At 68.7% G+C, this 20,806-nt stretch carries 16 protein-coding genes; 8 read left to right on the top strand and 8 right to left on the bottom strand.

All coding sequences use genetic code 11. The features are described 5' to 3' along the window. Positions 1 to 111 precede the first annotated feature (111 nt). Positions 112 to 2,052, top strand: coding sequence for a glycoside hydrolase family 15 protein (locus ON34_RS07155; protein ID WP_051022231.1), 1,941 nt, complete (start codon positions 112 to 114; stop codon positions 2,050 to 2,052). 41 nt (positions 2,053 to 2,093) lie between these two features. Here ON34_RS07155 and ON34_RS07150 read toward each other — a convergent pair whose 3' ends face one another. The 3 genes from ON34_RS07150 to lepA form a co-directional block, all read right to left on the bottom strand. Beyond that, entirely contained in the window at positions 2,094 to 3,890 is a 1,797-nt protein-coding gene (locus ON34_RS07150; RefSeq protein ID WP_051022227.1) for a dynamin family protein, read from the bottom strand. Between the two features lie 82 nt (positions 3,891 to 3,972). After that, positions 3,973 to 6,177: a hypothetical protein gene (locus tag ON34_RS07145; RefSeq protein WP_040775877.1), complete on the bottom strand. Its 2,205-nt coding sequence runs from the start codon at positions 6,175 to 6,177 to the stop codon at positions 3,973 to 3,975. A gap of 254 nt (positions 6,178 to 6,431) precedes the next feature. Then, positions 6,432 to 8,309, bottom strand: a complete 1,878-nt coding sequence (lepA, locus tag ON34_RS07140; RefSeq protein ID WP_040775876.1) for a translation elongation factor 4 — start codon at positions 8,307 to 8,309, stop codon at positions 6,432 to 6,434. Positions 8,310 to 8,464: 155 nt separating this feature from the next. Here lepA and ON34_RS07135 point away from each other — a divergent pair, with 155 nt between their 5' ends. The 3 genes from ON34_RS07135 (at position 8,465) to ON34_RS07125 (ending at position 10,902) form a co-directional block, all read left to right on the top strand. Then, the gene (locus ON34_RS07135) at positions 8,465 to 9,586 is read left to right on the top strand and encodes an AAA family ATPase (protein ID WP_040775874.1); all 1,122 of its coding nucleotides are present in this window, start codon (positions 8,465 to 8,467) and stop codon (positions 9,584 to 9,586) included. Beyond that, the gene (locus tag ON34_RS07130; RefSeq protein WP_040775871.1) at positions 9,583 to 10,254 is read left to right on the top strand and encodes a DUF4276 family protein; all 672 of its coding nucleotides are present in this window, start codon (positions 9,583 to 9,585) and stop codon (positions 10,252 to 10,254) included. The genes ON34_RS07135 and ON34_RS07130 overlap by 4 nt, the downstream gene beginning before the upstream one ends. A 93-nt stretch (positions 10,255 to 10,347) precedes the next feature. Beyond that, the gene (locus ON34_RS07125) at positions 10,348 to 10,902 is read left to right on the top strand and encodes a type II toxin-antitoxin system PemK/MazF family toxin (RefSeq protein WP_040775870.1); all 555 of its coding nucleotides are present in this window, start codon (positions 10,348 to 10,350) and stop codon (positions 10,900 to 10,902) included. 30 nt (positions 10,903 to 10,932) lie between these two features. Here the strand turns inward: ON34_RS07125 and ON34_RS07120 are convergent, their stop codons facing one another. Then, entirely contained in the window at positions 10,933 to 11,721 is a 789-nt protein-coding gene (locus ON34_RS07120; protein WP_040775868.1) for an aquaporin, read from the bottom strand. Positions 11,722 to 12,250: 529 nt separating this feature from the next. Here ON34_RS07120 and rpsT point away from each other — a divergent pair. Both rpsT and ON34_RS07110 read left to right on the top strand, forming a co-directional pair. Then, a complete protein-coding gene (gene rpsT, locus ON34_RS07115; RefSeq protein ID WP_040775943.1) occupies positions 12,251 to 12,511 on the top strand; it encodes a 30S ribosomal protein S20 in 261 nt (86 codons plus the stop codon). Positions 12,512 to 12,678: 167 nt separating this feature from the next. Further along, positions 12,679 to 12,924 (top strand): hypothetical protein, encoded by a 246-nt coding sequence (locus ON34_RS07110; RefSeq protein WP_040775866.1) that lies wholly within the window; start codon positions 12,679 to 12,681, stop codon positions 12,922 to 12,924. 6 nt (positions 12,925 to 12,930) lie between these two features. On the opposite strand, the gene ON34_RS07105 is transcribed toward ON34_RS07110, so the two are convergent. Then, complete coding sequence (locus tag ON34_RS07105; protein ID WP_040775864.1) at positions 12,931 to 13,743, bottom strand: helix-turn-helix transcriptional regulator; 813 nt, start codon at positions 13,741 to 13,743, stop codon at positions 12,931 to 12,933. A gap of 353 nt (positions 13,744 to 14,096) precedes the next feature. On the opposite strand from ON34_RS07105, the gene ON34_RS07100 reads away from it, so the two are divergent. Beyond that, a complete protein-coding gene (locus ON34_RS07100; protein WP_040775862.1) occupies positions 14,097 to 15,167 on the top strand; it encodes an aldo/keto reductase in 1,071 nt (356 codons plus the stop codon). A 163-nt stretch (positions 15,168 to 15,330) separates the two neighbouring features. Beyond that, a complete protein-coding gene (locus ON34_RS07095; RefSeq protein WP_040775860.1) occupies positions 15,331 to 15,591 on the top strand; it encodes a DUF2798 domain-containing protein in 261 nt (86 codons plus the stop codon). 424 nt (positions 15,592 to 16,015) lie between these two features. Here the strand turns inward: ON34_RS07095 and holA are convergent, their stop codons facing one another. From holA to ON34_RS07080, 3 genes are all read right to left on the bottom strand, one after another. After that, a complete protein-coding gene (gene holA / locus ON34_RS07090; protein WP_040775940.1) occupies positions 16,016 to 16,987 on the bottom strand; it encodes a DNA polymerase III subunit delta in 972 nt (323 codons plus the stop codon). 186 nt (positions 16,988 to 17,173) lie between these two features. Continuing rightward, complete coding sequence (locus ON34_RS07085) at positions 17,174 to 19,759, bottom strand: ComEC/Rec2 family competence protein (RefSeq protein ID WP_051022226.1); 2,586 nt, start codon at positions 19,757 to 19,759, stop codon at positions 17,174 to 17,176. Beyond that, positions 19,756 to 20,793 (bottom strand): ComEA family DNA-binding protein, encoded by a 1,038-nt coding sequence (locus tag ON34_RS07080; RefSeq protein WP_040775858.1) that lies wholly within the window; start codon positions 20,791 to 20,793, stop codon positions 19,756 to 19,758. The genes ON34_RS07085 and ON34_RS07080 overlap by 4 nt, the downstream gene beginning before the upstream one ends. Positions 20,794 to 20,806 lie beyond the last annotated feature (13 nt).

Genomic DNA, 20,806 nt, shown 5'->3' with positions numbered 1-20,806 from the left:
CGTAGGACCGCCAACAGCGACGGCGACCGAGCAGTGGACGACAGGCGGGCGCGGACCCCAAGATGGGGTATGGCGTCCGCAGATGACCTCATCGCCAATCATGCCGATGGCATGCCGTCGAACCTCCCGGAGCCGCACCGCCACGGTGCCCATCCGCCGATCGACGACTACGCGTTCCTGTCCGACTGTGAGACCAGCTGCCTGGTCGCCAGCAATGGCGCCGTGGAATGGATGTGCGTGCCGCGGCCGGACTCGCCGAGCATCTTCGGCGCGATCCTGGACCGCAGCGCGGGCCACTTCCGGATCGGGCCCTACGGCGTCAACGTGCCCGCCGCGCGCCGCTACCTGCCCGGCGGAATGATCCTGGAGACCACCTGGCAGACCGGCACCGGCTGGCTGATCGTGCGCGACGCACTGGTGCTCGGCGGGTGGCACAACCTCGATCAGCGCAGCAAGACCCACCGGCGCACGCCGATGGACTGGGATGCCGAGCACCTGCTGCTGCGCACGGTGAAGTGCGTGAACGGCACCGTCGAGCTGGAGATGAGCTGCGAGCCGACGTTCGACTACCACCGGGCCACCGCCCGCTGGGAGTACACCGGCAAGGTGTACGAGGAGGCGACCGCGGTCCGCAGCGACGATCCGAGCGCTGGCCCCACCCTGGTGCTCACCACGGATCTGCGCCTCGGCCTGGAGGGCAGGGAGGCTCGTGCCCGCACCAGGATGCGGGAGGGCGATGAGGTGTTCGTCGCGCTCACCTGGTCGGAGCTGCCCGCGCCGCGCACCTTCGAAGAGGCCGCGCACAAGATGTGGCAGACCACCGAATGCTGGCGCCAGTGGATCACCCTGGGCAAGTTCCCGGACCACCCGTGGCGCAACTTCTTGCAGCGCAGTGCGCTCACGCTCAAAGGCCTCACCTACGCGCCGACCGGAGCGCTGATGGCGGCGCCGACCACGTCGCTCCCGGAAAGCCCTGGCGGGGAACGCAATTGGGACTACCGCTACACCTGGGTGCGCGACGCCAGTTTCGCGCTGTGGGGTCTGTACACGCTCGGCCTCGACCGCGAGGCCGACGACTTCTTCGCCTTCCTCAACGACGCGACCACCGGCGAGAACGGCGAACCCGTTCCGCTGCAGGTGCTCTACGGCATCGGCGGTGAGCGGGAGCTCACCGAATCCGTCCTCGATCATCTGAGCGGCTACGACAACTCCCGGCCGGTGCGGGTCGGCAACAACGCCTACAACCAGGACCAGCACGATATCTGGGGCACCATGCTGGACGCGGTGTACCTGCATGTGAAGTCGCGCCAGCAGGTGCCGGAGACCCTGTGGCCGCTGTTGGTCCGCCAGGTGCACGCGGCCATCGCGCATTGGAAGGAGCCCGACCGCGGCATCTGGGAGGTGCGCGGCGAGCCGCAGCATTTCACCTCCTCCAAGGTGATGTGCTGGGTGGCGCTGGACCGCGGCGCGAAACTCGCCGAGCTGCACGGTCAGTACGAGCACGCCGAAGAGTGGTACGGCATCGCCGAGGAGATCAAGAACGACGTCCTGGCCAACGGGGTCAACTCCGACGGCGTGTTCACCCAGGTCTACGGCGGCGACACGCTGGACGCCTCGCTACTGCTGGTGGTGCTCACCCGGTTCCTGCCGCCGGAGGACCACCGGGTACGCGCCACCGTGCTGGCCATCGCCGACCGGCTCACCGAGAACGGCCTCGTGCTGCGCTATCGCACCGAGACCACCGATGACGGATTGAGCGGCACGGAAGGAGCGTTCACCATCTGCTCGTTCTGGCTGGTGTCCGCGCTGGTCGAGATCGGTGAGGTCCAGCGGGCCAGGCACCTGTGCGAGCGGCTGCTCGGCTTCGCCAGCCCGCTACGGCTGTACGCCGAGGAGATCGACCCGCGCAGCGGCCGTCACCTGGGCAACTTCCCACAGGCCTTCACCCACCTCGCGCTGATCAACGCCGTCACCCACGTCATCAGGGCCGAGGACTCCAGGCACGCGGGCCAATTCCAGCCCGCGCACACGCCGCCTGGTCATCCGGTCTGACGACACTGGGTGGTTGCATCCGCCACCACCCGGTCATCCGGTTACAGCTTCTCCGCTTCGTCGCGCAGCACGCGCAGTTTGCCGAGCCGCGCTTCGAGTTCGGCGATCCGTTCCTGTCCGCGGTCGCCGTACTTTCCGTAGTTCTCCTCGGCCAGCCGCAACGCCTCCTCCGCGCCGCGGGATGCCTCGGCCGCGAGCTCGGTGAAGTGGTCGCGCAGCACACGCTGCATGGCACGCAGGCGGTTTCGCGATTCCTTGCCGACCTGGAAGATCACGTCGTCCATCAGGCGGGCGACCGCGACCTTGGCCTCGGCGCGGCGGCGCAGTTTGCGGTTCTTGCGGTCGTCCCACAGCGCGTTCACGCCGAGCAGGACGCCCGCGCCCGCCGAGTACCAGTTCACCAGGGACATGCCGAGCAGACTGGTGGCGAGACCGACCATCAGGATGCCGCCGTAGGAGCCGCGCAGACCGGTCAGGAACTGCTGGGTCACACCGGCTTTCGCGCTCTCCAGCGACTCCAGGGGTTGCACCGCTTCCAGTACGTCCCCCGGAGCGGCCAACCGCAGATCGACCAGCGGCGCGGCACGGTTGTGGGCCGGGAACTTGGCGGCCACCTGCTCGCACAATTCCATCGAGCGGTAGTGCGCGACGGCGAAATTCTCTTCGACGGCCTCGCAGATGCGCGCGTCCAGGTCGGCCCCGAAATCCTTCCACCGGCGAGCCGGATCGGTCCGGGCGATCTCGGCCTCGGCGTCGCGGATCAGGCTGCGCAGCCGGTGGCGCAGGTCGTGCTCGATGTCGGCCATCAGCTCCGTGCCGCCGTCGACCAGGGTGACCTGCCAGTTCGCCGTCCGCTGCCGCAGCTGCTCGGCCTCGTCGCGGGCGCGGACGAGCTGGTCGGTGATCTCGGCCCTGCGGTGCGGATCCCGCAGCGCCTCGGCCTCGGTGCGCAGCGTCGACGCGAGATGATCGCAGACCAGGCGGATGTCCCGGACCGCTGCTTCCGTGGCCACCGCGTCGGCGCGGGCGATCACGTAGTCGCGCAGGTGGTCGATCAATTGCGGCACACCCGATTCGATATCGCGCTGGTAGTTGCCCGTGGTCTCGGCCTGCCGATGCAACTCCGCGGACACCGGCGCGACCGCGAAGCCGAGCCCCGCCGCGTCGAGCAGTTCCCGATTGCGTTGCTGGGTGTGCGACCAGTGCGGAAAGACGTCGATCTTGTTCAGTACGCAGACCACCGTCGGGCAGATCTGCTCGATCCGCTGCAGTTCGGCGATCTGCTCCATGGTCAGCTCGGCGCCCGCGTTCCCGACGTAGAGCACGGCGTCGGCCGCGGCGATCATCGACCAGGTGGTGCGGTTGTCGCCCAGAGCACCCGGCGCGTCCATGACCACGACGCCATCGGCGAGCAACGGGCTCGGCTGGGTGAATTCGGCGCGGACGACACCCTGGGTGGCCAGGGCCGGACCCGGATCGAGCGGATCGACCGACTGGCGTTCGGTGCGGCCGTATTCGGTCTGGCGCACCAGCGTCGCGGTCGGCTCCTGACCGTACTCGACGATCACCGGGACGCTCAGATCGCTGTTCGTCGCGCTGACCGAGGCGCCGACCAGACTGTTGACCAGCGTGCTCATACCGTTCTTCGGAGGGCCGACGACCACGAGCCGCACCCGGGGATCGGTCACCCTGGCGCGGACCATGTTCAGCCGGCTGCCGAGATCGTCACGCCCAGCGGATCGGGCTGTCTCCCGCAACTCGTCGAGTATTCGGATGAGCGGGGCCATCGCATCCGGATGTTTCACCGTTGCGGCCGTCAGCCCGGCAGCGGCAGACAACCCTCCTCCTTACTGTCGGTGACTCTCGTTCGATATACCCCCTGCGTATGCTCGGCAGTCGCCCAATCCCCTTGCGGCCCTGCTACAGCAGCGAGACGTCCACCACATCGGACGCCGTGTGGTGTGTCTCGGCTATGACCGAGTCGGGCAGCAGTGCGCCGGAGAGACCACTTCCGGAGGCCAGCAGCGCGGAATGGTCGTAGGTGTGGTCGTCGACCGACAGCGGCGCCGAGATCCCTTGCGGCTTGGGGTCGATCACCTGCGGCTTCACCGGCACCGGCGGCTGGGTGGGCGCGGGTGCGACGTAGGTCGGGACCGGCGTGTGCGGCTCGACGGTGGGCGCTTGCGCGGGTGCGCTGTAGGTCGGCTGGTCGGGCGCGGAGAACGTCGGATCGGACGGGCGGCTCACGGTCGGCACGTCATCGCCCGGGATGTCGTTCGTCGGCCGGGTGCTGTGCGACGTTCCCCCGGTGCTGGGGCGGCCGGTGTTGCCGCCCGGTGTTGTCACGTCGTCGTCCGAGGTGGACGGAGCGCCGTGCGTCGGCGCCGGGGTGATGGTCACGCCGGGGACCTTGGTCGTCGTCACGTCCGGGACGGTGGTGATACCGCCGTGCGGCGCCGTGGTGGCGCCGGGGAACTTGGTGACGTCGTGGTCCGGCGTCTTCGGCACGGTCGGGGTGGTCACGTCCCCCGGGACACCCGGTGTCGGCGTGGTCTTGATGATCGTGGTCGGGTTGGTGACCGTCGTCGGCGATTGCGTCGGGTGCGACGGCTGCGAATCGGTCACCGGCACCGGCTTCACCACCGGCGTCGGCCGCACCGCGTCGAACAGCGCGGGCAGCGACGCGGCCGGTGCGGTGAGCACCGACGGACCCTCCGGCGCGGCAAGGACATTCGCGATCGGCGTCGAGGCGGGATCGGGCTGGATCGTGGTCTGCAGCGGTGTGGCGGCGACGACCGGAGCGGCGGCGACCGCCGCGGGGGCGGGCGCGGCCATCGGGGCGGCGGGAGCCACCGAGGCGACCGGCGCGACCGCGGAAGCAGGGGCGACCGAAGCCGCGGGAGCGACCGAGACGACGGGGGCGGTGCCGATCGGGGCCGATGCGCCCAACGGCTGCGCGACACCCGAGGCGGCCGAGGACTGCGCGGCGGAGGACGCCGCCGACGACTGCGCCGCGGACGTGCCCGCGGTCGGCGTGCCGAAGCCGCCGAGCAGGCCGGTAGTGCTCTGCCCCGGCGCCTGCGGCTCGGTGACCTCGCGTTCGGCGCCGTCCGGCACGCGGATGCCGTCGGCCAGCCAGTCGGTGTACTCGTCGAGCTGGTCGCCGACCCGGCCCACCGCGAGATCCACCTCCATTTCCGAGGTGAAGTAGATCCCGTTCGGTCCGAGCCCGAAGTCGACCGACCACTGGGTGCCGACGAACATGCCGAGCTGGTCGCCGCCCGCGCCGATGCCGTCGAACGGATCGTCGGCGGTCGGCGTCGCGGCGACCGCGCTGGTGCCGGGCAGGTCGAAGACCGTGGAGCCCGGCGCGACGAAACCGTTTGCGCCCGGTAGACCGAAACCGTGTCCGGCCTGGCCGAGTCCGTGGCCGGGCAGGCCGAACCCGTGCCCGCCGGGCTCGGGGTCGAGCTCGCGGGCGGACTCGTGCCGCACACCGGGGAGGGAAAGTCCGTTCGACACGTTGCCCTGTGTCCCGGGAATGGCCAGTCCGCCCGGGAGACCGCCCTGCGTGCCTGGGATGCCGCCCAGTCCGGGGACACCGCCACCGGAGTGTCCGGGCACCTGCATGCTGTTCGTCCCCGCGTCGCCGGACAGGCTCGGCAGCGACATCCCGGCGTCGGTCTCACCGCCGAGCGTAGGCAGCGGCAGGCCCGCGTCGGTGCCGTTGTACTCGCCGCCGAGCGTCGGCAGGGAGAACTCGGCGGATCCGGCGCCGGTGCCGGGCAGGGGGAAGCCCGGTGCCGGGTTCCCGTGCGCCACTGGACTATTCGATGCGTGCGGCGGGAGCGGGCCCAGCTCGACCGGGTCGGGGAAGGTGATCACCGGGCTCGGCTGGTCGGGATCGGGGTCGGTGCTGTGTGCCCAGCCGGTGTTCCAGCTGTCGAGCCGGGATTCGCCGGGCTGTGCGGGCACGCCGCCACCGTTGGCGGCCACGAGGGCCCCGCCGGTGACGTAGGCGCCCGCCCGCGCGACTCGCGCGACGCCGGTGGCCACCCGGTAGGCGGTGTCGCCCGCGCGGTCGGCCGCTTCGTTGTCGTCGTCGAAGGGCAGATCACGCGTCATAGAAGCTCCACTCTCGGTTGTCCAGCATCCTCACCCACGCCGGTCCGACCAAGTGAAGATCACCCAACAGTATTTCCGGAATACTCGGCTGTCACATTCTCCAGGACTGTAGAGAATCTGGCTGTGGCGAGCAACACAACCCTGTCATCCGAATTTCCGGACCGAAAGCCCTATTTCCAGTGGCCTTCCGGACCGGACACGGCCTCGAATACACGCCGCGACCAGGCCGGATCGAAAACGTCGCTGGCGCGCGCCTACTTCTTGTCCTTCGGCTTGTCCGAGGCGGCGTCGGAGGACAGCGCGGCCACGAAGGCTTCCTGCGGGACGTCGACCCGGCCGATCGTCTTCATCCGCTTCTTGCCTTCCTTCTGCTTCTCCAGCAGCTTGCGCTTGCGGCTGATGTCACCGCCGTAGCACTTCGCGAGCACGTCCTTGCGGATGGCCCTGATGTTCTCCCGCGCGATGATCTTCGAGCCGATCGCGGCCTGGATCGGCACCTCGAACTGCTGGCGGGGAATCAGCTCGCGCAGTTTGGTGGTCATCTTGTGGCCGTAGGCCTGGGCGGCATCCTTGTGCACGATCGCGCTGAACGCGTCCACCGCCTCACCCTGCAACAGGATGTCCACCTTCACCAGCTGCGATTCCTGCTCGCCCGCCTCCTCGTAATCCAGGCTGGCGTAGCCGCGGGTGCGCGACTTCAGCGAGTCGAAGAAGTCGAAGATGATCTCCGCCATCGGCATGGTGTAGCGCAGCTCGACGCGGGTCTCGGACAGATAGTCCATGCCGCCGAGTTCGCCGCGGCGGGACTGGCACAGTTCCATGATCGAGCCGATGAACTCGCTCGGCGAGATGATGGTGCACTTCACGACCGGTTCGTAGACCTTGCGCACCTTGCCTTCCGGCCAGTACGAGGGATTGGTCACGACGTGCTCGGCGCCGTCTTCCATCTCCACCCGGTACACCACGTTCGGCGCGGTCGAGATCAGGTCCAGGTCGAACTCGCGCTGCAGGCGCTCACGGGTGATCTCCATGTGCAGCAGGCCGAGGAAGCCGCAGCGGAAGCCGAACCCCAGCGCCACCGAGGTCTCCGGGGTGTAGGTCAGCGCCGCGTCGTTGAGCTGCAGCTTCTCCAGCGCGTCACGGAGGTCGGGGTAATCGGAGCCGTCCACCGGGTACAGGCCGGAGTAGACCATCGGACGCGGCTCGCGGTAGCCGGTGAGCGGCTCGCTGGCGCCACCGCGCGCGCCCGTCACCGTGTCGCCCACCTTGGACTGGCGCACGTCCTTCACGCCCGTGATCAGATAGCCGACCTCGCCGACGCCGAGGCCCTGGGTCGGTTTCGGCTCCGGCGACACGATGCCGATCTCCAGCAGCTCGTGGGTGGCGCCGGTGGACATCATCTTGATCTTCTCGCGCGGGGTCAGCTTGCCGTCCACCACGCGGACGTAGGTGACCACGCCGCGGTAGGTGTCGTAGACCGAGTCGAAGATCATCGCGCGGGCGGGCGCGTCGGCGTCGCCCACCGGCGGCGGCACCTGGGTGATCACCTGGTCGAGCAGATCGGCCACGCCCTCGCCGGTCTTGCCGGAGACGCGCAGCACGTCGGAGGGCTCGCAGCCGACGATGTGCGCCAGCTCGGCGGCGTAACGCTCCGGGTCCGCGGCGGGCAGGTCGATCTTGTTCAGCACCGGGATGATGGTCAGATCCTTGTCCAGCGCCAAGTACAGATTGGCCAGCGTCTGCGCCTCGATGCCCTGCGCGGCGTCGACCAGCAGGATCGCGCCCTCACACGCCTCCAGCGCCCGCGAGACCTCATAGGTGAAGTCGACGTGACCAGGCGTGTCGATGAGGTGCAGCACGAAGTCGGTGCCCGCGTGCTCGCCCGTCCGCGGCGTCCACGGCAGCCGCACGTTCTGCGCCTTGATCGTGATGCCGCGTTCGCGCTCGATATCCATCCGGTCCAGATACTGCGCACGCATCTGCCGTTCCTCGACCACACCGGTCAGCTGCAGCATCCGGTCGGCCAGCGTCGACTTGCCGTGGTCGATGTGCGCGATGATGCAGAAGTTCCGGATCCGGGCGGGATCGGTGAACGTCGTGTCGGCGAAGCTGGCGGGCACTCCACTCCTCATGGGTATCGGCAAACTGCCCCCATCGTCCCATGAGCAGTGCGAAGCTTCCGCCGCCGGTGCACCGAATCGTGGTCTGCGGGCCCAGACCATGGCCACCCCGCACGGTCCGCTCAGCAGATCCCGGGTATGTCAGCGGTGCACCGTAGAGTGAGCCCATGCCCGGCCAACCGCTGAAAAAAATTCAGATCGAGGGATTCACGTCGATCCGATCGGCGACGGTCGAACTCGGGCAGCTCAACATCCTGGTCGGCGCAAACGGCGCGGGAAAGAGCAACTTCGTCCAAGCGCTGGCCCTTCTCGGACGCATCATCGACGGCGAGCTGAATCTTTTCGTCGGCCTGAACGGCGGCGCTTCCGCGCTCCTCACCGATGGAGACGGGTCCTCGCGGATTCGTTTGGAGCTGGACGCGGAACCGAACTCCTACGAGGCCGTCCTGGTACCGGCTGCGAATGACGAACTGATCTTCGACCGCGAGAACATCTACTACCGAGGGCAGGGATACGACCGGCCCTACAGCAAGTCCCTCGGCCGAGGACACCGCGAGTCGCGGCTCTCTACGGAAACCGGCGGGCCGCAGGCTGGTATCGCCAAGTCCGTCTTCGAACTGCTGGAGGGCTGCAAGGTCTACCACTTTCACGACACGAGCGCCGACGCTCCGGTCAAACGGATGGTCCCAACTGGAGACAACGTGAGCCTACGACCGGACGCAGGCAACCTTGCCGCGTACCTGTACCGGTTGCAGACCAGCGGCGAAATCTCCGACCAAGCCGCATACCGCCGCATCGTGGGCGCGATTCAGCTGGTGGCGCCTTTCTTCCGGGATTTCGTCCTGAAGCCGGAAAGTCACGATCGCATCCGCCTCCGCTGGCAGCAACAAGGCCTGGACACGGTTTTCTCGGCCAACCAGATGTCGGACGGAACGCTTCGCTTCGTGTGTCTGGCGACGCTCCTCCTGCAACCGGATCTGCCCGCTCTCGTCGTCTTGGACGAGCCCGAGCTGGGGCTGCACCCTTTCGCCATCGTGCAATTGGCGAATCTGCTCCGACAAGCGTCCACCCGCAGCCAGGTCCTGATCGCTACCCAGTCCGTCACGCTGATGAACAGATTCGACGTCGATGACTTGATCGTGGTGGAGCGCAAGGACGGCGGATCGGCCTTCTCCCGTCCCGACGCCACCATCTTGGAAGCATGGCTGGCGGAGTACTCACTGGGCGAGCTGTGGGAGAAGAACCTGCTCGGCGGGCGACCGGTCAGGGAGGAATCCGGCCCAGTATGACGGCCACCTATCACCGCCTCCACCTGCTCGTGGAAGGTCAAAGCGAAGAAATCGTCGTCAGCAATGTCCTGGGTCCCTACCTCGCCGAACGCGGCTGGACGGTCACCCACTCGATCGTCACGACGAAACGACCCGCAGGTGGTCCCAACCACCGTGGCGGCGTGAGTAGTTGGAGCAAAATCGAACGAGAGATCAAGCTGCTGCTGCGGGATTCGAGTCTTCGGGTGCTCTCCACGCTGTTCGATTTCTATGCCTTCCCACCGGATAGTCCGGGCATGGCCGACATTCCTCCCGGGCTGTCACCGCATGATCGCGTCCAGCATGTGGAGCGGTCCCTGGCCATCGGCTCCGCCGACCCACGCTTCCTGCCCCACTTGATCCTGCATGAGATGGAAACCTGGGTCTTCGCCGCCGCCGAGCAGGTCGGTCACCTTCTGCCCGGACTCACTGAACGGCTGGTGGAAGATGTACAGGCGGCAGGCGGGCCAGAACTGGTCAACGACGGTCCTGAAACCGCGCCGTCCAAACGGATTCTGAACTATTGCCCGCAGTATTCGAAGACGACCGACGGCCCGCTCGCGATAGCCGACCTCGGGGTGGACGCACTGCGGGCCCAGTGCCCGCACCTCGACCGATGGCTCTCGATGCTGGACAGTTGCCTGCAATAAGGCTGAGGCGTGGTGCCCGTCGAGTCCGAACGACACGGCAAGTGTGTTGCGTGCGCGGGTGAGAACGCGGGGGTGCGCCGTTATCCTCCAGAGATGGCCCGAAGTTGGAACTCCCTCGGCAAGCAGATCGGCCTTCTCGCGTCGGAGCAGGGGCCCAAGATCGTCAAGCGGCAGGGCCCCAGGCTGGTCGAGCGCCTGGTGGGGACGCTGGGGCCGCGGCGGACGGCCGCTGGCGTCTCGGTGCGGCCCGCCGCGTCGATTCCGGTACCGACGGCCGAGCGGGCCCGGCAGATCGTGTACTCACCGCAGTTGGACGGGCGTGCCGATCCCGGCGAGATCGTCTGGACCTGGGTGCCGTTCGAGGAGGACCCGAGCAACGGCAAGGACCGGCCGGTGCTCGTGGTGGGTCGCGACCGCCGCACGCTGCTGGGCCTGATGCTGTCGTCGAATCCGGAACGCGCGTTCGACCGCGACTGGGTCGGCATCGGCAGCGGGTCCTGGGATCACGATGGACGCCCCAGCTGGGTCCGGCTCGACCGGGTGCTCGACGTGCCCGAGGCGGGCATCCGCCGCGAGGGAGCGATCCTGGAACGCAAGACCTTCGACCTGGTCGCCCACCGGCTCGTCGCCGAATACAACTGGAGCTGAAGGCAATCCGGCGACCGGTTTCAGCGGTGGTCAGGAGATCATTTCGCGGGACCGGCCGTACAGCAGGCCGTACAGCAGGGCGCCGAGCGCGCCGCCGATCAGGGGGAACACCACGAACGCCCAGACCTGTCCCATCGCGCCGTCCTGGTAGGGCGCCACGGCCAGGCTGCGGGCCGGGTTGACCGAGGTGTTGTCCACCGGGATCGACACGAGGTGGATGACCGCCAGCGTCACACCGATGGACAGGCCGGCCAGCGGCACGTCGGAGATCTGGTCGGTCGAGGACAGCACCACGAAGACCAGCAACGCGGTCAACATCACCTCGACGATGATCATGGCCGCCATCCCGTAGCCGTTCTGCACGACCACCTCGCCGAGCGGCCCCCTCGCCGCCGCCGGGCTGTGCCGGCCCCACCCGTTCGCGCCGAGGCCGTCGATCGAGCGGTCGTACGACGGCAGGTTCTTGGCCAGCGCGAACAACACGAGACCGGCCAGGAAGCCGCCGATCAGCTGCGCGATCACGTAGCCGCCCGCGACCACCGCGCCGATCCGGCCGAGCAGCAACTGCCCGATCGTGACCGCCGGATTGACGTGACAACCCGAAATCGGCCCGATCGAGTAGACCAGGAACATCAGCGTCAAGCCGAACGCCAGCGCGACGCCCAGCGGACCGACCTTCTCCCCCGCCAGCACCGCCGTGCCGACACCGCCGGTCACCAGGACGAAGGTGCCGAGCGCTTCGGCGCCCCATTTCTTGCTGTTGGGAATCGGTTCGTTCTCGACAGCCTCTTCGACGACTTCCTGGGCCGTTGGAGACATGTGCTCGTCCGCCTCTCCGGGTATTCAGGCCGTACCAGTCGGGTGCGTGGGGATTTGCGTTCAGGTCCTGCGTTGGGTGCTCGTCCGCCTCTCCGGACCTTCAGGCCGTACAAGTCAGGTGGCACGAGACCTACGTACAGGTCCTGCGTTGGGTGCCGCTCGAGTTCTGGGCGTACCCGGTTACCCATGTGCTTACGAAATCAGTTGTCCCGGTCGCGGCACCTTCGGTGCGTGATTGTGCGGCCCCGAGCCGTACCGGTCTTCCGACACGCTACGCGACCCGCGTGTCTCGCACGGCGATCTTCGCGCGGTGTCTGAATGCGAGCCGCGATATGCACAACGATTTCGCAAGGGTCGAGCCACCTCTGTCGATGATTCGACCCGGCCTCCCTGGTGTCGATTTCGTGTGCCAGACGGCGACTGGTACTCTCGATCTTCGGCGCTGCGTTACCCGTTCAGTTCGGGTGTTTCGCGCGCTTACGAACTTTTCCCAGGACAGACCACCAGACAGGAACACGAGGAAACAGGCGTGGCCAACATCAAGTCCCAGATGAAGCGGATCCGCACCAACGAGGCGGCGCGCAAGCGCAACCAGTCGGTCAAGTCCGCGCTGCGCACCGCCATCCGGAGCTTCCGCGAGGCCGCGGCCGCCGGCGACAAGGACCAGGCCGCCGAGCGCCTGCAGTTCGCCAGCCGCAAGCTGGACAAGGCCGCCTCGAAGGGCGTCATCCACGCCAACCAGGCCGCCAACAAGAAGTCGGCGCTGGCGCTGGCCTTCAACAAGCTCTGATTCACCCGGTACCGCCCGCCGGTACCGCCCCACGCTGAGACGCAGCCGCCGTGGCCCCGATGACCACGGCGGCTTTTGTCGTGCCCGCACCCCGCCCCACCGGCCTTCTTCCCGGGGTTTCGGGATCGGCCCCCGCCATGTCAGAGGTTCCAGCTACCATTCGGCGCATGGTAACCGTGTATGCCAATCAGACGGTCGTCCGCGCCGAGGATCTGCCGGACGTGATCCGCGCGGCCGAGGTGCTCGGATTCGGATTGAAGATCGAGAATGTGCTCGTTCCCGACGACGAAGGCGGTTACTCGTTGGCCTGGATCGTCACGCGGGACGAGGACGTCCCCGACTACGAGGAATGGGAGGGGCGCTACGAGGACGCGGACGACGACGGGGAACTGGTGCTCAGCTCCGCGGAGTAGATCCGGTCATGCCTCGTGCGCCGCGGCCGCGAGCCGATCCAGCGCCGCCTGGGAATCCTCGTCCGCGGCACGGTAGATGATGATCCGCTGGTCGGGATCCTGCACGGGCATCAGCACCTCGTAGGTGACCACCAGCGGACCCACCACCGGGTGCCGCAACGGTTTCTTCCCGCGTCCCTGCACCCGGACGTCGTGGCGCGCCCACGCCTGCGCGAACTCGGCGCTCTGTGCGGTGAACTCGGCGATCAGATCGGCCAGCGCCTCGTCGTCGGGGTGCGCCGCCCAGGCCGCGCGCAGATCCGCGATGCCCTCGCGGATGATGCGCTCACGCTCGACGTAGAACTCCCGCATGCCCGGGTCCATCAGGCACAACCACATGGAGTTGCGCTGCCGCGGCGGCAAAGCGGCGAAGTCGGTGATCAACAGCGCCATCTCCCGGTTCCAGGCCAGGATGTCGTAGCGGTGGTTCACCAGCATCGCCGGCAGCGGCGACAGATCCCGCACCAGCATGGCCAGCGCGGGCGCGGGCACCGTGCTCGGCTTCCCGCTGTCCGGCTGCCGCTGTCGCGCCAGGTCGAACAGGTAGGCGCGCTCGTCACCGGTCAACCGCAACGCCTGCGCCAGCGCGTTCAGCACCTCCGGCGACGGCCGCAGCCCACGCCCCTGCTCCAGTCGCACGATGTAGTCGGTGCTCACACCCGCCAGTTCGGCGACCTCTTCACGGCGCAGCCCCGGCGTCCGCCGCGCCTGCCTGCGCTGCGGCAATCCGAGATCGGCCGGGGTAAGACGCTCGCGCCGAGCCCGAAGAAAGGCCGCCATTTCCTGGACCCGATCCGCGCCATTGCCGCCTCCGGGCCTGAGGTCGCGGTGCTCTGCCGAATCCGCACCGCTCCCGGGCCCTGCGTGGTCACGCAAGCTACCGCCTCCGGGCCTGAGGTCGCGGTGCTCTGCCGAATCCGCACCGCTCCCCGGCCCTGCGTGGTCACGCAAGCTACCGCCTCCGGGCCTGAGGTCGCGGTGCTGGGTCGCGTTCACCGTGCCAGTCATCATCATCGATCCTACGGCTGCCTAGGACTGGCCTTCCCAGGAAGAAGCTTCCCTTATCCGTCCCCGTTCGCGGCGGAAGACTGTCTTTCGACGAACATGGCATCGCGAACGACAAGGAGCTCGACATGTCCGGAGCCCGCACCCTCGACACCTATCGGCTGCTCGGCCGCTCGGGTCTTCGGGTATCTCCACTGTCCCTGGGGACCATGACCTTCGGCGCCGATTGGGGATGGGGCGCAGACCGGGACGAGGCCCGCAAGATCTTCGACACCTACGTCGAGCGGGGTGGCAACTTCATCGACACGGCCAATCAGTACACCAACGGCACGTCCGAGCAACTGCTCGGCGAATTCACCGCCGACAACCGCGAAAGCCTGGTGCTGGCAACCAAGTACACCATGCTGCGCCGACCCGGCGACCCGAATTCCGGCGGCAACCACCGCAAGAGCATGGTCGCCTCGGTCGAGGCCAGCTTGCGCAGGTTGAACACCGACTACATCGACCTGCTCTACCTGCACGCCTGGGACTTCCTGACGCCCGTCGAGGAAATCCTGCGCGGCATGGACGATTTGGTGCGTTCCGGCAAGGTGCTCTACGTCGGCATCTCCGATGCGCCCGCCTGGCAGGTCGCCCGCATGCAGACCATCGCCGACCTGCGCGGCTGGTCGCCACTGATCGCGCTGCAGATCGAGTACAGCTTGATCGAACGAACCGTCGAACGCGACCTCATCCCGATGGCCCGCGAATTGGGCCTCGGCGTGATCCCGTGGTCGCCGCTGGGCAGCGGCGTGCTCACCGGCAAGTACAGCCGTGCCGATCTGGGCCACGCGGCGGAGGGTTCGCCCGAGGGCAGCCGCAAGAACGTGGCCGCCGCCAACGGCTCCCTCACCGAACGCGGACTCGATATCGCCGATGTGGTCGAGCAGGTCGCGGCCGAGATCGGCACCACGCCTTCTCGGGTCGCGCTGGCCTGGACGCTGCGCAACCCCGCGGTCACCTCACCGATCGTCGGGGCCCGCACCGTGGCGCAGCTGGAGGACAATCTCGGCGCGCTCGACGTCGAGTTCGACGCGGCTCAGCTCGCCCGCCTGGAGCAGGCGAGTGCGGTGGATCTCGGCTTCCCGCACGAGTTCCTGGCCCGCCCGATGACCCAGAGCGTCACATTCGGCGACCTGAAAATCGAAGGGCGCGACTGAGCTTCGATCCCGTGCGGCGGTGCGAGCCGGACTTGCACCGCCGCACGCGGCTGCTTAAGCTCGGTGCCGCGACCTCGCGTCGCCGTAAGCGTTCACGTCAACCAACGCGCCGGCCCGCCACCAGGCGGCGTCGTCGACTGACGAGACACTTACGGAGCGACCGATGAATTCCGCGAATCCCCAGTCCCGCACCAGTTTCGGCAAACTGCCCGCCCGCTACACCAGCGTGCTCATGCCGATGCTGCTGTCGATCTTGATGACCTGCATCGTCTCTTTGATCAGCACCTTGATGAGCGACGGCCTCGCGATCGGGATGTGGTTGCGTTCCTGGGCCGTGTCGTGGCCTATCGCCTTCCCGACGCTGCTCTTGGTGCTGCCGGTGGTGCGGCGTATCACCGCCGCGCTGGTGCAAGCGCCGCAATGACCGAACTCCGTGCCTTTCGCCAGGCGGGCTATGAAGCCGCGCGCGCAACCCGTGGCAGGCTGATCGAGTTCCGTTCACCCGGCGAAGTGACATCGAATTTTCCTCGAGGTGTCATCGGCTACGGTGCCGATCGTGTGACGATGACCTGGCGACGCGACTCGACATTGCTCGCGGTTGCCGAGCCACGAGTATTCGATTCTGCCGAAGGCATCAGAGAGTCGGGTCCGCTGACCTTCGTAGATGCTCCCCAGCTGGTGACAGCACTGGCCGATCAGCCAGGATGCCGGGGCTTACCGTGGCAGAACTCGATGGTCCGTTCGACGCCGCGACGTGGCCCTGCCTCGACCGAGCCGATATCGAGTACTGGACTCCGGCGACCCTCGGCGAGGCGCGCTTCAACGCGGTCGCCTTGTCGTGTCGGCACTCAACCAGCGCCGTGCAGGTCGAGGATCTGGCCGAGGGCGTGTTCCAAGGCGTAGCCGGAGTCGGCGGCGCCGCCCTTGACGTCGGCGTTGAGGGTGGCGACCACCTGAAGGGCCGAGCCGATGGTGGCCGGGGTCCAGCTACGGGCCTGGGCTTGGGCTTTCTTCACTTTCCACGGTGGCATGCCGAGCTGCTGGGCGAGTTTGAAGGGGTCGCCGCGCCCGGCGGAGCCGACGCGCGCGATGGTGTGCACCGAATCGGCGAGCGCGTCGGCGAGCAGCACATGCGGCACGCCGCGATCGTTCGCCCAGCGCAGTGCCTCCATCGCACCGGGGCGGTCCCCCGCGACGGCGAGTTCGGCCACGTCGAACCCGGAGACTTCGGCCTTGCCCGAGTAATAGCGGCGCACAGCCGCGACATCGACCTTCCCACCCGTGTCGGCCGCCAGCTGCGCGCACGCCGCCGCCAGCTCGCGGAGATCCGAGCCAATGGCCTCCAGCACGACTTGTACCACCTCACCGGGCACCCGCACCCCGGCGGCGCGGAACTCTCCGCGCACGAACTCGACTCGCTCGGCGGCCTTGGTCAGCTTGGCGCAGTTGTGCGTCACAGCTCCGGCCTTCTGCAGGGCGGGCGCGAGCGCCTTCGCTCGCCCGCCACCGGAGTGCAGCACCACCAGCACCACGCCCTCGGCCGGAGTCTGCGCCGCCTCGGTGATCACCGCGACCGCGTCCTTCCCCGCCTCGGCCGCCGCCTCGAGAATGATCACCCGATCCTCGGCGAACAGCGACGGACTCAGCAGTTCCGCCAGCTCCGCGGTGCTCGCGTCACCCGCGCGCAATCGATCCACCGGCACCGCGTCCGGATCCGGCGCCAACGCACGCACCTGCGCCGTCACCGCACCCAACGCCCGCTCGATCAGCAGCTCTTCTTCCCCCAGCACCAAGTGCACGGGCGCGGGACGCTCGCTCACGACTGCGCCTCGCTGGCGCTCGGCCCCGTCGTGCGCGAGGGCGCACTGTGTTTCCGGTTCGCTCGCCCAGCGCCGGGCTCCGCCGTGCCCGAGGGCACTGCCGTATCGGTCCACTCCTCGCGCTCGCTCACGGCCTGATCCTACGATCCCCTACCGACACGGCCGTCGGCTCCTCGCGCCCGCGTCCTACCCCGGTCGCGCGCGTGCACTCGTCATGCGCAGCCGCCCGCCCTCGCCCAGGACCGCGATGTCGCCGTGCTGGTCGGTTCGGGCCACCGTCGCGCCGAGAGCGATGAGGTCTGCGAGGACGGCGGGGTTGGGGTGCCCGAACGTGTTGTCGGCGCCAACGCTGACCAGCACGAGCCGGGGACGCACGGATTCGAGGAATTCTTTTGTGGTGGTGCGGGATCCGTGGTGTGGAAGTTTGAGGATGTCGGCTTGAATGGGGGTTCCGGCGCGCATCAGGGCGCGTTGCGCTGGGACTTCGATGTCCCCGGTGAGCAGGATTCGGCCTGCGGGCGTGCGAGCGGACACGACCACCGAACGATCGTTGGCGTCCTCGGTTTCGGCACCCCGGATCGGCCGTGGACCGTTCTCCGCAGGCGCCAGCACCTCGAGTTCGACTGCCCCGAAAGTCAAGAGGTGTCCGGCCGACAACTCCAGTAGAGGTACTCCTGCGCGCCCCGCGACGGTGGCGACCTGCGCCAGCCCGGTGACGGGGACACGCGGATCTTCCCCGCCGGATCGGCCCCCACTGCCACGTGCCTGTATGCCGCAGGGGGACAAGGCGTTTGCGTTCGGCTGGGGACTCATCGGCGCACATCCGGCAGCTGTCGCGGGAATCGGTGGGGAGAGCGCGGTGGGCTGGGGAAGGCCGTCGAGTTCGTGGATGCCTACGGCTATCGCGTCGACTGTGCGGTCGTGGAGCGCGCCGTTCAGTCCGCCGATGTGGTCGGCGTGGGGATGGGTGAGGATCAGCAGCGGAATACGTGAGATGCGCAGGCGATCGAGGCAGGTTCGGAGCGGGCGTGGGTCGGGTCCCACGTCGATGACGATTGCGGCGCCGGGACCGACCGCGAGGGCGAGGCCGTCGCCTTGGCCGACGTCGCATGCCGCGATGACCCAGCCGTTCGGCGGCCAGCCGGGGTGCCAGAGTCGGACCGGGATCAGGACCGCCGCGATGCCGAACAGGACCGCGGCGGCGATCCGGCGCACGGCCTGTGCCCGCGCCGCCGCGACAGCGACCGTGACGGCAGCAGCCGCGAGCAGCCCGCCCGCGAGACCGCCCGGCACTGTGGCGGTAGCGCCGGGGAGGGCCGCCGCGTGCCGGGCGACCGACAGCAACCACCACAGCGGCGGTGCCGCACCGCGCAGGAAGAGGTCGGCCAGCGGCGACCACAGGCAGGACAGCGCCGCCCCACTCGCGCCGATCACGGTGATCGGCGCGATGACCGGTGCCACGAGCACATTCGCCAGCACCGCTACCAGACTGAGCTTTCCGGTGAGCGCGATCATGATCGGCGTCGTGACCACGAACGCCGCGGCCGACACCGCGACGATCTCGGCGGGCATCCGCCACCATCCTTCGGCGCGCAACCAGTCGGCCCAGCTGGGTGCCAGCAGGATCAGACCACCGGTCGCGACCACCGACAGCGCGAAACCTGCGTTGACGGCGAGGGCGGGCCAGAGGGCGAGTAGCGCGATAATTGCCGCGCACAGCGCGGGTAAGGCTTGTTTCCGACGACCGGTGAGTACGGCGAGTAGCGTGATCGCGCCCATCGCACCGGCGCGCAGCACGCTCGGGTCCGGTCGCGCGATCACCACGAACATGAGCAGCGCCGCACCGGCCACGGCCACCGCCGCGCGGGGACCGAGCGTGAGCATGCGCACGGCGAACAACACGACGGAAAGCAAGATCGTGAAGTTCGCGCCGCTGACGACTGTGAGATGTTGCAGGCCGGCGATCTCGAAGTCCTCACGAACGTGGTCGGGCAGTGCCGAGGTATCGCCGACGACCAGCGCGGGCAACAGACCGGCGGCGTCGGGCGACAACGCTCGGGCGGCCGACGCCGCGAGGTCGGCGCGCACCGAGTTCGCGCTCCGCTGCCACCAGGGCAGCGGCCCGGCGACGATCGGCCGACCCTGCGCGTTCAGCGCCACGATGGTGAGGTCGGATCGACTCGGCAGATCCACCCGGGCCCGGAACTCGACCGGCCTGCCCGGTGCTACCTTCGCCCACTCGGGCCCGGAGGCCAGGACCACCACCGCACCACCGGCGCGCACTGTCGTGCCGCCGCGCCGGTACTCCCGCAGAGCCGCCCGGACGACCCACTGCTGATTGTCGTCCAATTGCTTGCCACGCAACCGTTTCGGATCGCCTGTCGGCGTCACCACCACGCGCAGAGACTGTCCCGATGCCGCGCGCAACGGATGCGTCGCAGCACGATGTTCCCGCCACGCCGCCGCGGCCGCGAATCCCGCGCCGAGAACCACGGCGGCGAGCGCCACCATCGCCACGGCCCGCCACCGTTCACTGCGGTGCGCGACGGCCCACAACAGCAGGCCCCACAGCCCGATCGCCGACACCGCCGATGCCGCGCTCACCGCGATCCCGGCCGCCCAGCCCGCCGTCAGCGCCACAATGGTTGCGCCCCAACAGCACAGCGCGGCGGGCAGCAGCCGGGCGTCGAGCACCTGGAACGCACCAGCCTCGCCGTCCGCTCCAGTGTCCTCTACCTCTCGGGCTACCTCCTCCCGGCGCCCGGCGTTCATACCGTTACCAGATCACGCAACCGGGCCAGGCGGGCCGGACCGATCCCGTCGACCTCACCGAGTTGCTCGACGGAAGTGAAGCGCCCGTTGGCCGTACGCCAGGCGACGATGGCGCGCGCGGTGACGGGCCCGACGCCGGGAAGGGCGTCGAGTTCGGATTCGGATGCCGTGTTGAGGTCGACCTTGCCCGCCCGGGTCGATGGACGGCCCGGCGTGGCCGCGGAACCGGACGAGGGACGACCACCTCCGCTGATCGTGGTGCTGCCCGGCTGCGGGCCCGGGTTCGCCGCGACCGGACCGACCAGCACCTGGTCGCCGTCCGACAGCCGCTGGGCCAGGTTCAGGCCGCTGGTGTCGGCGCCGTCGCTCGGCCCGCCCGCCGCGGCGAGGGCGTCGGCGACGCGCGATCCCACCGGAAGCCGGACCAGGCCGGTGCGGTGGACGAGGCCGACGACGCTGACGACCAGTTCGGTTGTGGAACCGCCCGGGTCGGCGGGCAGCGCACCCGGTGGCGCCACCACACTTACCGAGGCGGACGGACCGGACGGTCCCGCGGCGACCGTCTGCCGCATCACCGGCACCGGTGGCACCGGCTGGGTGATGGGCCGCTCCCGGAACACGATCGCCCCGGCGACCACCATCGCGACCAGCCCGGCCAAGGCGAGCACGCGCACACCACGACGCCCCGGGTCGAACCGAATGACCCGGAATCGTTCCGGGACAAGACGAGCCCGCCAGCGCGGCCCGGCCGCCGGTTCCTCCAGCCAACCGGGCGACCGCACGCGGCCGACATCATCCTCATCCGCTCGGCCGGGAGACGGATCGGCGGGCAGCCGCTCGAGATCCCACTTACCCGCCCCGTCCGCTCGGCCGTCCGACCGAGGTTCACTCGTCCCCGCGGCATCGTCGGAGAAGCCCCGATGCCGCGCCGATCGCTGTCCGCCTCCGCCCGGCGCGATCGCATTCGCGCCGACTCGGGCGGTCAGGTCGCCGAGTCGCCGCCGCACCCGCTCGCGTTCGTCCTGTCGTGACATGGCGGCGACGCTA

Source organism: Nocardia pneumoniae NBRC 100136, from assembly GCF_000308755.1.
GTDB classification, from domain to species: domain Bacteria; phylum Actinomycetota; class Actinomycetes; order Mycobacteriales; family Mycobacteriaceae; genus Nocardia; species Nocardia pneumoniae.
Note: the sequence above shows the minus strand (reverse complement) of the source record. Positions and strands in the feature narration are given on the sequence as shown.

Coding starts and splice junctions, on each gene's coding strand:
- ON34_RS07145 (WP_040775877.1), bottom strand. CDS start 6,177: ATGACGCGTGATCTGCCCTTCGACGACGACAACGAAGCGGCCGACCGC.
- ON34_RS07105 (WP_040775864.1), bottom strand. CDS start 13,743: ATGGCGGCCTTTCTTCGGGCTCGGCGCGAGCGTCTTACCCCGGCCGAT.
- ON34_RS07085 (WP_051022226.1), bottom strand. CDS start 19,759: ATGAACGCCGGGCGCCGGGAGGAGGTAGCCCGAGAGGTAGAGGACACT.
- ON34_RS07095 (WP_040775860.1), top strand. CDS start 15,331: ATGAATTCCGCGAATCCCCAGTCCCGCACCAGTTTCGGCAAACTGCCC.
- ON34_RS07120 (WP_040775868.1), bottom strand. CDS start 11,721: ATGTCTCCAACGGCCCAGGAAGTCGTCGAAGAGGCTGTCGAGAACGAA.
- ON34_RS07100 (WP_040775862.1), top strand. CDS start 14,097: ATGTCCGGAGCCCGCACCCTCGACACCTATCGGCTGCTCGGCCGCTCG.
- ON34_RS07080 (WP_040775858.1), bottom strand. CDS start 20,793: ATGTCACGACAGGACGAACGCGAGCGGGTGCGGCGGCGACTCGGCGAC.
- ON34_RS07155 (WP_051022231.1), top strand. CDS start 112: ATGCCGTCGAACCTCCCGGAGCCGCACCGCCACGGTGCCCATCCGCCG.
- ON34_RS07130 (WP_040775871.1), top strand. CDS start 9,583: ATGACGGCCACCTATCACCGCCTCCACCTGCTCGTGGAAGGTCAAAGC.
- lepA (WP_040775876.1), bottom strand. CDS start 8,309: ATGAGGAGTGGAGTGCCCGCCAGCTTCGCCGACACGACGTTCACCGAT.
- ON34_RS07135 (WP_040775874.1), top strand. CDS start 8,465: ATGCCCGGCCAACCGCTGAAAAAAATTCAGATCGAGGGATTCACGTCG.
- ON34_RS07110 (WP_040775866.1), top strand. CDS start 12,679: ATGGTAACCGTGTATGCCAATCAGACGGTCGTCCGCGCCGAGGATCTG.
- ON34_RS07125 (WP_040775870.1), top strand. CDS start 10,348: ATGGCCCGAAGTTGGAACTCCCTCGGCAAGCAGATCGGCCTTCTCGCG.